This is a genomic window from Pseudobutyrivibrio sp. UC1225, from assembly GCF_900115215.1.
In the GTDB taxonomy this organism is placed as follows: Bacteria; Bacillota; Clostridia; order Lachnospirales; family Lachnospiraceae; genus Pseudobutyrivibrio.
This window is the reverse complement of the sequence record NZ_FOVQ01000001.1, coordinates 622,161-636,822: the sequence shown is the minus strand read 5'-3', so window position 1 is coordinate 636,822 and position 14,662 is coordinate 622,161. Positions and strand designations below refer to the sequence as shown.

The 14,662-nt window shown below is 40.6% G+C and carries 15 protein-coding genes and 1 pseudogene; 14 read left to right on the top strand and 2 right to left on the bottom strand.

Annotation, left to right across the window (positions count from 1 at the left end; translation table 11 throughout):
* The 14 genes and pseudogenes from BMZ41_RS02940 to BMZ41_RS02875 all read left to right on the top strand — a co-directional run.
* A pseudogene (locus BMZ41_RS02940) lies at positions 1 to 224 on the top strand (transposase); the annotation flags it as partial.
* A gap of 243 nt (positions 225 to 467) precedes the next feature.
* Complete coding sequence (locus BMZ41_RS02935) at positions 468 to 881, top strand: hypothetical protein (protein ID WP_090165698.1); 414 nt, start codon at positions 468 to 470, stop codon at positions 879 to 881.
* A gap of 14 nt (positions 882 to 895) precedes the next feature.
* Entirely contained in the window at positions 896 to 1,624 is a 729-nt protein-coding gene (locus BMZ41_RS02930; protein WP_090165700.1) for a hypothetical protein, read from the top strand.
* A gap of 27 nt (positions 1,625 to 1,651) precedes the next feature.
* On the top strand, positions 1,652 to 2,119 hold the full coding sequence (locus BMZ41_RS02925) for a hypothetical protein (protein ID WP_090165701.1): 468 nt from the start codon (positions 1,652 to 1,654) through the stop codon (positions 2,117 to 2,119).
* A gap of 151 nt (positions 2,120 to 2,270) precedes the next feature.
* Positions 2,271 to 3,122 carry a YitT family protein gene (locus BMZ41_RS02920; RefSeq protein ID WP_090165703.1) on the top strand — a complete coding sequence of 284 codons (852 nt, stop codon included), beginning with the start codon at positions 2,271 to 2,273 and terminating at the stop codon, positions 3,120 to 3,122.
* A gap of 126 nt (positions 3,123 to 3,248) precedes the next feature.
* A complete protein-coding gene (locus tag BMZ41_RS02915; protein ID WP_090526797.1) occupies positions 3,249 to 4,730 on the top strand; it encodes an AAA family ATPase in 1,482 nt (493 codons plus the stop codon).
* Between the two features lie 224 nt (positions 4,731 to 4,954).
* Entirely contained in the window at positions 4,955 to 6,343 is a 1,389-nt protein-coding gene (gene mgtE, locus BMZ41_RS02910; RefSeq protein ID WP_090165707.1) for a magnesium transporter, read from the top strand.
* A gap of 219 nt (positions 6,344 to 6,562) precedes the next feature.
* Positions 6,563 to 7,846: a PhoH family protein gene (locus BMZ41_RS02905; protein WP_090165709.1), complete on the top strand. Its 1,284-nt coding sequence runs from the start codon at positions 6,563 to 6,565 to the stop codon at positions 7,844 to 7,846.
* Between the two features lie 144 nt (positions 7,847 to 7,990).
* Positions 7,991 to 9,022, top strand: a complete 1,032-nt coding sequence (locus tag BMZ41_RS02900) for a DUF4349 domain-containing protein (RefSeq protein ID WP_090526795.1) — start codon at positions 7,991 to 7,993, stop codon at positions 9,020 to 9,022.
* 110 nt (positions 9,023 to 9,132) lie between these two features.
* Positions 9,133 to 9,684, top strand: a complete 552-nt coding sequence (ispF, locus tag BMZ41_RS02895; RefSeq protein ID WP_090526793.1) for a 2-C-methyl-D-erythritol 2,4-cyclodiphosphate synthase — start codon at positions 9,133 to 9,135, stop codon at positions 9,682 to 9,684.
* A complete protein-coding gene (gene cysS, locus BMZ41_RS02890; RefSeq protein ID WP_090165718.1) occupies positions 9,684 to 11,111 on the top strand; it encodes a cysteine--tRNA ligase in 1,428 nt (475 codons plus the stop codon). Before ispF ends, cysS begins: the two co-directional genes overlap by 1 nt.
* Positions 11,096 to 11,536, top strand: a complete 441-nt coding sequence (locus tag BMZ41_RS02885) for a Mini-ribonuclease 3 (RefSeq protein ID WP_090526791.1) — start codon at positions 11,096 to 11,098, stop codon at positions 11,534 to 11,536. Before cysS ends, BMZ41_RS02885 begins: the two co-directional genes overlap by 16 nt.
* Positions 11,537 to 11,538: 2 nt before the next feature.
* Entirely contained in the window at positions 11,539 to 12,288 is a 750-nt protein-coding gene (rlmB, locus tag BMZ41_RS02880; RefSeq protein ID WP_090161904.1) for a 23S rRNA (guanosine(2251)-2'-O)-methyltransferase RlmB, read from the top strand.
* An 18-nt stretch (positions 12,289 to 12,306) separates the two neighbouring features.
* Positions 12,307 to 12,894 (top strand): sigma-70 family RNA polymerase sigma factor, encoded by a 588-nt coding sequence (locus tag BMZ41_RS02875; protein ID WP_090526789.1) that lies wholly within the window; start codon positions 12,307 to 12,309, stop codon positions 12,892 to 12,894.
* A 10-nt stretch (positions 12,895 to 12,904) separates the two neighbouring features.
* Here BMZ41_RS02875 and BMZ41_RS02870 read toward each other — a convergent pair whose 3' ends face one another.
* Positions 12,905 to 13,378 (bottom strand): GNAT family N-acetyltransferase, encoded by a 474-nt coding sequence (locus BMZ41_RS02870; RefSeq protein ID WP_090526787.1) that lies wholly within the window; start codon positions 13,376 to 13,378, stop codon positions 12,905 to 12,907.
* Positions 13,379 to 13,646: 268 nt separating this feature from the next.
* Positions 13,647 to 14,654 carry a TRAP transporter substrate-binding protein gene (locus tag BMZ41_RS02865; protein ID WP_090526785.1) on the bottom strand — a complete coding sequence of 336 codons (1,008 nt, stop codon included), beginning with the start codon at positions 14,652 to 14,654 and terminating at the stop codon, positions 13,647 to 13,649.
* Positions 14,655 to 14,662: the final 8 nt, after the last annotated feature.

Sequence of the window (14,662 nt, the reverse complement as noted above, 5' to 3'; positions counted from 1 at the left end):
GGGAAGAATACATGGAAACATGTGAAGACATAAGACATACCTTAGGTATGAAAGATTTATACTCTCACAGAAAAGAAACCATTGAAAGAATCTTTGGAACAGCTAAAGAGAATCATGGTTTTAGATATACACAGATGTATGGTAAGGCGCGCATGATAATGAAAGTCGCGCTTACCTTTGCGTGTATGAATTTAAAGAAACTGGCAAAAATACAGCAAGAATGGGATTTGAAAATGGCCTAAAGGAAGGCCTTTTTACACAAAAATCAAAATATAATCTTAGAAAAAAGGAAAGGATGCTGCAAAATTTTAGTTTTGCAGCATCCTCTTTGTCTACACTCTGAAGTCACCCTGCAAAGGGTGACTTTTTTGTGACTTGACTATACAATTATGGGGATAAAGTGATAGAATTTAGACAAGTATATAATATAGTGGTTGAATTATACTTACAAATAAAGGGAGAACAAAATGGCGGAAGAATACAAGGGAAAGTCTATTTTCAGCCGCAGATATGTGGGCATGAGTGAGGAGGCTATCCGAGAAGAAATCGACAGACTCCAGGGACGTGTGCACGCACTTGAAAAAGCACTAGATTCCTTACAGGAGGATGATAAGAATTTCATTAATGCAATAGAAGATAATCAACGAAAAATGGAGAAGCTGATAATTGAGCTGGATAAAAAGATTACCAAGCTTCAAAGTTCCTTGGACTATGATGCACCAATAAAGACCCAGCTGGACACAGCGACAAAGGATATAAGTGCAAAGCTGAAGGCTGCCAATAAAGAGAGTGTAGATAAGTTGATTGTGGTATTACAGTTTAACACCGCTCTTTTAATTATATTGCTAGGCGTGGTGGTTTATAATTTCATTATTCGTTAACATCGGGGGCTGATATGAATTGGTTTACAGTTAATGTTGTAGTTTTACTAGCAGCGATAAATCTTTTAATAGGTTTGCCTATTCATTTTCTTAGAAAAAATGCCAGGAGAGATGCACAACAGCAGTTTCAGGAGTATTGGCAGGGAATGGTAAATCTGGATAGGATTTACGCGCCTCATATCGAAGAGCTTAACAAACATCTCAATACTATAAATTATTGGCTGAAGACCACAATTGATCCTAGTGAATCAGAGGAGGATCAAGAGAGAGTAGAACAGGAAGACAGATTCTTTGCAGGTCTCATGAATCCTTTGGAGGCGAAAAAGTGGAAGGAAGCCGTTAAGGCTGCCAGGGATGAAGCTGCTACAGACGAAGGTATGAAGGAAGCCCGTCAGAGGGATTTCTTTGTGGATGGAATGGAGCCGATGGAGGTAGAGCAGACAAAAATGAATTTTGTCTATGCTCCAGAGCACAATGATTGTATTTTTTACTGTACGACTCCAGAGGCGATTATAAAGAAAGAATATAGACACGTTATCTTTTTTACAACATCAAGACCAACCAGTCTTCCGGTTACTTATCCATTCAAATATGAGGGGGCACAGATGCTTTCCCTATACAAGCATCCAGCACAGACGGTTTGGTTTTTAAAAAACTGGAAGCTTATCCGTGAAGGCTTGGAGGGTGGTGCACCCGAAGATATAGTTCCACTTGATGACAGCGTTGTAGATTTTGACCTATAAAGCGAAAAATAATTAGCAGGTGTATTTATGGGGAAAAAGGAAGATATAGAAAAATTTGAAAAGGAGTTCCTTGAGCGTAAGCCGACCCGCTGTTCGAAATGTAAAGGGCGACTAAGTTACATTGGTGGAGGCTATTATGAGTGCTATGAGTGTGGCAATCAGGAAATAGATGATTTCGGTCGCATCAAGGACTATATAGATGAGCACGGCGCAGCACCTGCCGTTGTAATCTCTGATAATACGGGAGTCCCTATTGAGCTGGTAAATGGAATGCTCAGGGAGGGGCGCTTAGAAATTCCTGAGGGAAGCAGTGTATACATCAAATGCGAAACCTGTGGTTGCAGTATTCGATATGGACGCTACTGTCCGGACTGCATCCGAAATCGCACAAATAGCCTCAAGGGAGTTTTCTTCAATCCTGACGTAGGCGAAAAGCCTCAACACGAAGTAAAAACTCAGGATGGCCGTATGCATTTCCTAGGGTTTGATAAGTAGTAAGGATGGCTTGTGACAGTAACCAGCTTTTTTAGTGTGGTGGCAAACACTTTAGTCTGCTAACGCGTTACCGTGGTGTGCTGACAAATGTCCGCAGATGATGTACAATCTGTTTTGTTGTGTTAAAGAGAATAATGTATGGAGACACTTAATGAAACAGATAATTAAGACAGGATTAATCGTAATTGCGGGACTATTCTTGTATGCCCTTGGGGTGGCATTCTTTGTAGAGCCATCAGGACTTATTACAGGTGGTGGTACAGGTTTAGCTCTTTTTGTTCACCATATGTGGGGAATCAAAACTTCTTATGCTGTGTTTGTTATTAACACGGTTCTATTTCTAGTTGGTTGGCGCGTTATGGGACGTCGCTTCGCAGCCAACACCTTACTTTCCACATTTTGTTTACCAGTAGAGATTCATATTGCAGAAATCATTGCATCTCATTATGAGCCTGTTGATGATATAGTTTTGTGCACGGTTTTTGGTGGATTACTTATTGGCGCCAGCCTTGGAATAGTAATCAGAACTGGTGCATCTACCGGTGGTATGGATATTCCACCAATCGTTATGAATAAGTTTTTCGGTACATCTATTTCAGGCGTAATGTGGGTGTGCGATATTATAATTCTTGGTGTTCAGGCTATTTTTACTGATCACAGATTAGTGCTTTACGGCATTATCCTGGTGGTTATTTACACCATGACTTTGGATAAGACCTTGATTCTTGGAAAAGCTAAGACTCAGATAAAGATTGTCAGCAAGAAGAGTGATGAAATACGTCGTGCCATCCTTCAGGATGTGGACCGTGGTGTTACAGTTATGTACGGTCGCACAGGCTATCTTGGCAAGGACACAGAGATTTGTCTTTCAATTGTTTCCACAAGAGAGCTGGCGAAGGCTGAGCGTCTTGTACACCAAATCGACCCTGAGGCTTTCATTATTGTCAGCCGTGTATCTGAGGTAAAGGGTCGAGGCTTTACTGAGCAGAAGAAATACTTATAAGATGATATGAGAGTCATTCAGAAGCTTCTGGTGGCTCTTAAATTTTACTTATACACTTTACTGCACTAAAGTGTTCTGCTAGAATGAAAGTCAAATAAAGCGTAATAGTTGAAAGGGAGAAGGATTATGCCAGTGTTTGATTTTGCTAATGATGAGAAAGAGAAAAAGGAAGCTGTGGTGACATACACTACATTTCGCTCGGACGAGCCGGTGGCATCTGCTGAAAAGCCAATTTTGGTTTTGGCAGATAAGGCAGGGGTAATGAAGCACCATACAAATGGAACGTTCACTAATCCGATTTCCAGAAGCAGCTTCGAATACGAAACAGATAATGGCGTTATTTCTACTGATATTCTGAGGGTGGACTCTCGCTTTGTCAGCCTTATTGGATGGCTGGGAGAGAATCATATTCCTGTGAGACTTTCAGGTGCCAATATAGCAGAGGGATATGCAGTTTACAAAATCAGAGAAACTGCGACAGGTAACGGTAAGCTTTCTTCAGAGGATGGCTTTTTGCAGTTTATGATGGAGCGCCTTTTTGCTTCTAATGCCCCTTCCGAAGAGGAACTGGATGATGAAGATGCAGAAGATGGCGATGATATGAAGCTTACCAGCATCCAGTCAATTACTGATTTCATTACCTGTGCCGGAAGAACTTTCCCTGACAACATCAGACTATGGGCTCGTCGCAATCTTGCCGTTGCGAAGTCAGCTGAGGTTACAATCGAGGAGCGCCGTCATGCTCAGAGAGCACTTTCTATAATGACAGGTATCCACTGGAAGAGTGATTATTTTGAAGCCATTGATCCAGTAGAAGCAAGAAGAATTTTGGATGAAGAGCTTTACGGCTTGGAGTCTGTAAAGCAGAGAATCATGGAGACAGTAATTCAGGTGAACCGCACCCATACTTTGCCCAGCTATGGCTTGCTTCTTTGCGGTCCTGCAGGAGTTGGAAAATCTCAAATCGCATATGCGGTAGCAAGAATCCTAAAGCTTCCATGGACAACTCTTGATATGAGCTCTATAAACGACCCGGAGCAGCTTACAGGAAGCTCAAGAATATATTCAAACGCAAAACCAGGTATCATCATGGAGGCTTTTGCAAATTCAGGTACCAGCAACCTTGTATTCATAATAAACGAGCTTGATAAGGCAAATTCAGGTAAGGGCAATGGTAATCCTGCCGATGTTCTTCTTACACTTCTTGACAACCTTGGCTTTACAGACAATTATATGGAGTGCATGATTCCTACAATGGGCGTATACCCAATTGCCACAGCAAATGTAAAAGCCGATATTTCAGCTCCACTTATGTCTCGTTTTGCAGTTATCGATATTCCAGATTATTCTCTTCAGGAGAAGAAGGAGATATTCAGAAGATTTTCACTTCCAAAGGTTTTAAAGCGAATGGGAATGGCTGACGAGGAATGCCAGGTTACAGAGGATGGACTTGATGCTGTTATGGAGAAATTTGTTATTTCTACAGGTATCAGAAATGTGGAGCAGGCGGCAGAACATCTTGCAGCAAATGCTTTGTATCAAATAGAAGTGGACAAAGTGGAGTCTGTTGTCTATGACAGAAAAATGGTAGAAAAACTTTGCTTATAGGGTAGCAAAAACTAAATTTTTGTGTTAAAGTTTTTTTGTTAATATCTATAATATATTCAATTAAAACGAAAGGAGAGCAGCTATGGATAAATCCGACAGTCACGGGCGATTATGTAACTATTTTGCAGCTGCTCTTTTCTTATACTAATCGGGCAGTTTTCCTTTTTGTGTTTTTGCAATTACATATTCAGTGACTTTTTTATGCCTATAGTTCAAACGAAACTATGGAAACAAAAGACTTACTAGAAGACAACAAGATTCAGGAGATTATAGACTTACTGCGCTCAAATATGAGTGCGGAGCAGATGATTGAGGCGTTGGATGATTATCATGAAAATGATATCGCTGAAGCATACGAGTCTCTTGAAACTGAAGACAGACAAAGACTTTTCGGCATCTTAGGTGCGGAGCTCCTGTCTGAAATTTTCCCTTACATCGAGGATGTAGGAGAATACTTAACTGAGATTACACCAGAGCAGGCGGCTGACGTCCTTGAAAACATGGACGCCGATGATGCGGTTGATGCCTTGGAAGACATCGATGATGAGGAGCAGAGAGAAAAGCTTATCGAATTGATGGATGAGGACGCATCTGCAGACGTTCGACTGATTAATTCTTACGATGAAGATGAAATCGGTAGCATGATGACTACGAACTTCATCGTTATTGCAGAAAACTTTTCTGTAAAGCAGGCGATGCGAGCTCTGATTACCCAGTCTCAGGATAATGACAATATCAACACTATTTATGTAGTGGATGATAACGACAAATACTGTGGAGCCATTGAGCTTAGAGATTTAATTCTCGCCCGAGCTGATACTCCTCTTACAGACATCATTAGCCACAGCTACCCAAGCGTTCAGGCTGATGCATCTATTTCAGATAGCATCGAAATGTTAAAGGATTACGCAGAGGATTCTATTCCAGTTCTTAATCCAAACGATGAAATCATCGGTGTAATCACATCTCAGGATATCATCGAGGCCGTTGATGATGAGATGGGTGAAGACTATGCTAAGTTGGCTGGTTTGACAGCAGAGGAAGATTTAAACGAGTCGCTGTTTGAAAGTATTAAAAAGCGTATTCCTTGGCTTTTATTACTTTTAGGATTAGGGCTTGTGACAAGCTCTGTTATTGGTATCTTTGAAGGCGTTGTAGCCTCAGTAGCAGTTGTAGTAGTGTTCCAGTCTCTTATTTTGGATATGGCCGGAAATGTTGGTACACAGTCTCTGGCTGTTACCATCCGAGTTCTTATGGATGAGGAAATTTCTGGAGTAGAAAAAGCAAAGTTCGTTCTTAAGGAAATGAGAGTTGGAGGTACCAACGGACTAATTTTAGGATTACTTGCCTTTGTATTTGTTGCAGTATATCTTCATGGTTTTAAGGCCTACGCATGGTACGCTGCCTTCAGTGTATCTGGCATTGTTGGTTTTTCACTTTTTGTGGCAATGATTGTTTCAAGCTTCATCGGTACAATTATTCCTATCTTTTTCCACAAGATTAAGGTAGACCCAGCAGTAGCTTCTGGTCCACTTATTACCACAGTAAATGATTTGGTTGCAGTGGTAACATATTATGGTCTTGCAGGTTTACTTTTGGTGGGACGTTTGTAATAATAAACAGATTTTAAGAAGCCTTGTATGTTGTTATTCAAAATAACAATATACAGGGCTTTTTTCACATAATTGTCATAAAAAACAACAAAATGTTGTAGAACTTATTATGCAAATAAGATAGAATTAAATTATAAAAACTACCTTCTATACGGTCGATATATTAGGTACAGAAGCTCTTGTTTTTTAAAATTTAATAGGTAAGGAGTGTGACCCCATATGAAGAAAAATTACGTCCTTGATACCAACATTCTGATCCATTGTCCTACTGCGTTATTTGGTTTTGATGATAACAATGTTATTATCACCACCACAACTCTTCAGGAACTTGATTCCAAGAAGACAGCCTTTGCTGAGGTGGGCTATGGCGCCAGAGAGTCAATTCGAAACATCGAATCAATTGAGGGAGATTATGCGAGTGGAGTTACAATGCTGAATGGCGGTACCTTTAAAATCGCCAAAGAATCTGAATTTGAGAAGCTGGTTCCAGCTGAGTATTCGCTAGACAAACCTGACAACAGAATAATAAATGGTGTACTTGGCATAGCTAAGGAATCAGACTTAGAAACTATATTAGTTACAAATGATATTTCAATGAGAATCAATGCAACAATGTGTGGCTGTGTAGTACAGGGCTATCACAACGAGATGATTCTTGACAGTGAGAACTATACAGGACGAAGGGATATCACACCGGAAGATATAGAGAGTCCATTTAATAAGGGATTCTTAGAAAATGAATTTGGTATTTGTAGAGACGGAAGTAATTCAGCCCTCTACACCTTTAAGGAAGACGGATGGCACCTGTTAAAGGACAGAGACTACTACACTCCATACTGTCAGCCTAGAAATGTAGGACAGCGATTTGCTTTATATGCTTTGCTGGCACATCCAGAGGATTTACCACTTGTTATTTTAAAGGGAAGTGCAGGAACGGCTAAGACTTTCCTTTCACTGGCAGCAGGACTTCAGGGATATTACCACAACGGCTACGACAGAATCATGATTACCCGAAGCAATACTCTTTCAGATAACGATTTGGGATTCCTTCCTGGTGATTTGGAAGAAAAGATGACTCCTCTTATTGCACCATTTATGGATAACCTGCAGGTACTTCTCAAAGGGCAAAATGAAGAGAAGGAACAGGTTAAGCTCCAAATAGAGGACATGTTTGAAACAGGTATTATCGAGATTTGTTCACTGGCTTACATGAGAGGTCGTTCTCTTGTTAATTCTTTTATCATAGTGGATGAAGCACAGAACTGCACAATTGGACAGATTCTTGAAATTATTACCAGAGCAGGCAAGGGCTCTAAGGTAGTTCTTCTTGGAGATCCAGACCAGATTGATTCTCCTAAGCTTGATAGAAAGAATAATGGTCTTACATTTGCTTCAGAGAGAATGAAGGGCTCAAAGCTTTGTGCACAGGTTACCTTTGATGAAAGCGAGACTGTTCGAAGCCCACTTGCAGCTGAAGGCGCAAAGCGTCTTGTAATCAAATAGTTTAATCTCTTGTTTATTTTATAAATCCTCCTTTAGGGACCCAGTGTTCTTGCCTGGGTCCCAGCTTTTTTGCCATAGAGTTTGTGAAATGTGGCTATATGATGTATGATACATGTATTACAACTAGTTTGGGAGGGGTGAATAATGAAGCGAAAAATTGTAGGTTTTCTTGCACTATTTATTTCGGTAACGATGATAACTACTGGTTGCGGAGGAGCGGACTCTGCATCTACATCATCTTTTGCAACCACTGAAACAGCAGATTATGATGCAGGGGGCTTTGATGGGAATCTCGAAGGGTCAAACTATGTTGACTCCTATGATGAAAGCTATGCTGAAGAAAAATCCATGGAGGCTGAGTCTCCAGAAGAGCCAGAGTTGGATGAAGATACTGAATATGACACAAGCAGAAAGAAGGTATACAGATCTCATATTAGTATTGAGACAAAGAAGTTTGATGATGATATAGCTGCCATAAGGGATTTTGTACAGTCAAATCAGGGCTATTACGAGGATTCGGCAGTATCAGGCTCTCAGGAATACGGTGGTAGAAGAGCAAGCTTCACAGCGCGTATTCCAGCTGCAAATTATCAGAAATTCATGGAGAGTATTGGCGACATAGGCTCTGTAACCTCTACCAGTGAAAACGTGGAGGATATTACAAGCAGTTATGTGGATGCACAGGCAAGACTTAAGAGCCTTAGGACAAAGCTAAAGCGCCTTGAGGAGCTTGAGCAGAACGCACAGACTGTTGAAGAGCTTCTTCAGATAGAGGACAGAATTAATGATGTTCAGTATCAGATAGAGAATTATACTGCTCAGCTTCGTGTATACGATAATCAGGTGGATTACTGCACAATCTCTATCAATGTTGAGGAGGTTGTCACCTATACAGAAATCAAGGCTGACACATTCTGGAATCGTCTCACAGAGGCAATAGGAGATTCCTTGTCAGGCTTTGTCAGCTTCCTTCAGGGGCTGGTAATTGTCATTGTTTATGTATTGCCATATGCCATAGGTGCGGTAGTAATAGCATGTATTGTATTGTTTATTCTTAAAAAGAAGGGAAAAACTCCTAAGAAGCTAAAGGAGAAGAAAGCTGGTAAGGCAGCTTCAATTACAAAGACTGCAGGCTATACAGGCCCAAGCTATTCAGAGGAAGATAAAAAAGAATGATAATAATTATCAAGGCCTAGGACATTGTCTTAGGCCTGATTTTATGTTAGAATTTCTTAGATTATGGGAAACTATACTTTCTTTTAAAAAGGATAAGATAGGAGATAGATATGAGAATAGGAACAGGTTATGATGTACATAAGCTTGTAGAGGGCAGAGACCTTATTATTGGCGGCGTAAAAATCGACCATACACTTGGTCTTTTAGGTCACTCAGATGCAGATGTACTTTTACATGCTATTTCTGATGCTGTTCTCGGAGCAGCAGGGTTGAAGGATATTGGGGCTCATTTTCCAGATACAGATCCTAAGTACAAGGGTGCTGATTCCATGAAGCTTTTAGAAGAGGTTCGTGAGCTTGTTATGGATAAGGGCTATGTTGTTGGAAATGTAGATGCCACTGTTATTGCACAGAAACCAAAGCTTCGTCCTTTCATCGAGCAGATGGAGGAAAATGTAGCACGATGTCTTGGCATCGATGTGGATCAGGTTAATATTAAAGCTACTACAGAGGAGCATCTTGGCTTCACTGGTAGAGAAGAGGGAATTAGCGCACAGGCTGTCTGTTTGCTTTATGAGTTTTATGATGGAAGCAATGTAGTATTTGACAGCGGACGAAGCTGCGAGACATGCGGGGGTTGCGCTAGAAATAAAGGAGAGTAATGAAAATGGATTTTAAGTTTTACAATACTGCCTCAAGAGAGGTAGAGGTTTTTAAGCCAAACGAAGAGGGCAAGGTTGCAATGTACACCTGCGGCCCTACAGTATATCATTTCGCACATATCGGAAACATCCGTACATATATCATGCAGGATGCACTTATTAAGTCTTTAGAGTACGCTGGTTACGATGTAAAGCGTGTTATGAACATCACAGATGTAGGACACCTTTCAAGCGATGCTGATACAGGCGAAGATAAGATGGTTGCTGGCGCAAAGCGTGAGCACAAGACAGTTATGGAGATTGCAAAGTTTTATACAGATGCCTTCTTCAAGGACTTTGATGCAGTAGGAAACAAGCGTCCAGATGTAGTGGAGCCTGCTACAAACTGCATTCCAGAATTCATCCATATGGTAGAGGTTCTTCTCGAGAAGGGCTATGCATATGTTGCTGGTGGAAATGTATACTTTGACACAAGCAAGCTTCAGGATTACTACGTATTCTCATCATCAGTTGAAAAGGAAGCCCTTGAGGTTGGTGTACGTGATGATGTAGAAGAGGATACAAATAAAAAGAACAAGACAGACTTCGTTCTTTGGTTTACAAAGTCTAAGTTCGAGGACCAGGCTCTTAAGTGGGATAGCCCATGGGGCGTTGGTTACCCAGGCTGGCATATCGAGTGCTCATGCATTTCTATGAAGCATCTTGGTGAGTACATGGATATCCACTGCGGTGGCGTTGATAACATCTTCCCACATCACACAAATGAGGTTGCTCAGTCAGAGGCTTATCTTGGCCATAAGTGGTGCAATTACTGGTTCCACAGCAATCACCTTAATGATCAGTCAGGAAAGATGTCTAAGTCAAAGGGCGCTATCCTTACAGTTTCTGTTCTTCAGGAGAAGGGTTACGATCCACTGGTTTACAGATTCTTCTGCTTACAGTCACACTATCGTAAGCCACTTGTATTCTCTTGGGACAATCTTGATAACACAGTTCAGGCTTATAATAAGCTTGTTAAGAGAGTATCTGAGCTTAAGGCAGAGGGTGCTGTTGACGAGGCAGTTAAGAAGGAATTCGAGGAGAAGTTCTGCGAGGCAGTTTCAAATGACTTGAATACTTCTATGGCTATCACAATCCTTTATGATGCATTAAAGGCAGATACAAATGATGCTACAAAGCTTGCTCTTGTAGAGAGCTTTGACAGAGTTCTTTCTCTTGATTTGATTGGTCATGCTAAGGCTCTTTCAGAAGCAGGAAGCAATGTTGATGCTGAGCTTGAAGCATTTATTAACGATGCTATCGCTCGTCGTGCAGAGGCTAAAAAGGCAAAGGATTTTGCTACAGCAGATGCTATCCGTGATGAGCTTTTAGCAAAGGGTGTAGAAATTAAGGATACTCGTGAAGGAGTAGTATGGAAGCTAGTTTAAATGAATATTTAAATAGCAAATTTAACATTGAACCAAAGGATATAAGAACTTACTCACCACTGACACTTGCTTACATAGGCGATGCTATTTTTGATGTGGTGATTCGTTCTATCCTTGTTAATAAGGGTAATACTGCAGTCAACAAGCTTCATCAGAGAACCAGCTCTGTGGTAAAGGCGCCTACACAGGCAAAGATGGCAGCTGCTCTCATGGAGGATTTTACAGAGGAAGAGGCCGACTGGTATCGTAGGGGTCGCAATTCAAAGCCACACACAAAGGCTAAGAATGCCACCACTATGGATTATCTGGAGGCCACAGGCTTTGAGGCTGTTATGGGTTATCTTTATCTCACTGGAGATATGGATAGAATCTGTGAATTGGTAAACCGCGGTATTGAACGTTTGGAATTAGATATATTGGAGTAAATATGGAAGAAAGTAGAATTGTAGAAGGGCGTAACGCCGTATTAGAGGCATTTCGCTCAGGAAAAACTATAGACAGATTGTTTGTGCTTGAAGGCTGCAAGGATGGCCCTGTTCAGACTATCCTCAGAGAGGCAAAAAAGAGCAAGGACACAGTTGTAAGCTTCGTTAAGAAGGAGCGTCTTGATCAGCTTTCAGAGACAGGAAAGCATCAGGGTGTTATTGCTTATGCAGCAAGCTATGATTATGCAGAGCTTGATGATATTTTGGCAGCAGCAAGAGAGAAGGGTGAGGATCCATTCCTTATCATCCTTGATAACATTGAGGATCCACACAATCTAGGCGCTATCATCCGTACAGCAAATCAGGCTGGCGCTCATGGTGTGGTTATTCCAAAGCATCGTGCTGTAGGCCTTACAGCTACCGTTGCAAAGGCATCTGCAGGTGCTATCAATTACACTCCAGTAGCTAAGGTTACAAACATCTCCAAGACTATGGAAGAGCTTAAGGAACAGGGGATGTGGTTCGTGTGCGCAGATATGGGTGGCACTACTATGTACGACCTCAACCTTACAGGCTCAATTGGTCTTGTTATTGGTAACGAAGGTCACGGCGTTTCAGATCTTGTTAAGAAGAACTGTGATATGGTTGCCAGCATTCCTATGTATGGAGATATCGATTCACTTAATGCCAGTGTTGCTTGCGGTGTATTGGCATATGAGGTTGTTAGACAGAGAATCAACAAAGCAAAATAATTCCTACGGGGGTTAAAGATGGACCTGAGAGAAGAGTACGCTAAGTTTACTGATGAGGAGCTTGTGAAAAGCTATCAGTCAGGAAACGTTGCTGTTGTTAATTATATTTGCGAAAAATATAAGCCGCTTGTTTTAAAGCTTTCCAAGAAATATTTTTTGATTGGTGGGGAGAATGAGGACCTTATTCAGGAAGGAATGATAGGTCTTTTTGGTGCCATAGGAGATTATGATACCAACTCAGATGTTACATTTTTTCATTTTGCCCAGCTTTGTATAGACAGGCAGATGATAAAGGCTATCGAAGCCAGCAATCGAAAAAAGCATTCCCCACTTAATGCATATGTTTCTTTATATGACGAGGAGGGTGGAGAGCTGGATGAGCCTAATTTTACATCAGATGATCCGGCAGAGCTTATTATTGTAGCCGAAGAGAATCTTGATTTAATAGAGCGCCTGAAGCAGGCATTATCTCCGATGGAAAAAAAGGTCTTCGAGCTCTATATGCAGGATTATGATTATAAAGAAATTGCAATAAAGCTCGATAAACCAGAGAAATCAATAGATAATACATTAACAAGAATAAAGCAAAAAGCCCGAGGGCTTTAGAGTTGGCGGATTAGATTTTATAATCCGCCAATTTCATTTCCATGTAATAAGTTTCTTCTTTTTCTGATGGAACAACCTTGAAGCCAAAATGCTTATATAGCTTAATAGCTTTTTCGTTGTCCTTTTCAACTTCGAGACGTACAGTCTCCATATCGTTTTTCTTTCCAATATCAAAAGCTGTATTCAACAGTCTTATAAGAGTTTTTCCTTTTAAAAATCCAAGTTCATCTTTAAGTGCCAAAGATGTAATATAAGCCATTTTAGAATCTGTGTCGTTGCAGTAGAAGCTGAAGAATCCTACTGGCTTTTCGTCGTGGTATTCAGCCAGAAAATGGCCATTTTCAAGATGTTTTTCAATGAATGACTTTCTGTTGTCATCGTCTGTGATAGCTCTAAGGAAGTAAGTATCCTTGAACTCTAAGATATCGTTTTCTGCCTCTTCAAATGTTGTTACTTCTTTAACATTGATTGTTACGTTTGACATTATTTTCCCTCTTATACCTAAAAATTAATGGACACGAAATCTTTTTGTAACGATTTATATAGATTCACATTAAAATGTAACGTTACATTACAAAAAGTAACTTTTTGCCCACACTAAAAAGAATATCACATGTGTTTGTAAAAAACTAGCAAATTCACTGGATTTGTGTGACGTTTAAAGGGGAATAAATGCAATAGATTATAATAGTTAAAAAAAGAGACAGATATGAATCGATAGATTCATATCTGTCTCCTGAAATTGAGTATTATTAGTTCTTCAAGATGCCCTCTGTATAAATGTTATACAGCTCAGGGGCTACATTTGATTTTATATTGTCATATACAGGTTTACTAAGCTTTTGTATTTCATTTCTCATTTCATCGGAGAGGGGTATTATCTGTGTACCTGATTCTTCGATCGTAGCCACTCTGGAGGCGATTCTGTCATCTGACTGCTGTCTAGCATACTTAGTAGCGGTAGCAGCAGCCTCCTTTAGTATTTCCTGCTCCTCTGGAGTCCTCTCATTCATAAAATCATCACTTACAATAAGAGAAATAAGATGAGGCAGGTGGTTTGTTTCTATTACGTAATCCTGTTGTTCGTATAGTCTGTTGGATACGATAACTTCATAAGGATTTTCCTGAGCATCGATGGTACCCTGCTGTAATCCAATGTAAACCTCAGAGAAGGTCATTGGAGTAGGAGAGGCTGAAAGTGCCTTCCAAAAATCCAAATGGTAGGAATTTTCCATGGTACGGATTTTTTGACCTTTGAAATCATTAATAGTTTTGACCGGTTTGTTGGTGGTCATAACTCTGAATCCCTGATCTGCGTAGCCTAGCAGCTGATATCCGCCATCCAAATACACCTGAGATATTTCTGTCATGAATTTAGGATCATCTACTTTGCTGCGAACCTGATCTATTGTGCCAAACATACATGGCATATCAAATATTGCAACGTCAGGTAGGAATGTTACTTGTGGAGCAGTATTTTGTACGACAAATGGAATGTCGCCATCTTTACATGATTCTAAAAGCTCTCTGTCACCGCCTAAAACGCTGTTAGGATAAACCTGAATAACCATCTGACCATCGCTGAGTCTGTAGACTTCCTCGGCGAATTTCTCAGCGTAAATTTGTGTAACGGTGTCCTCTGGACTTGAAGTACCAAGAGGCCAGGCATAAGTCTGAACCTCCGACGATTTGCCACAGGAGCAAAGACTAAGGGCTGATATAAAAATTGTAGAAAGAGCAATAATTCGTTTGAATTTCATATCATCCT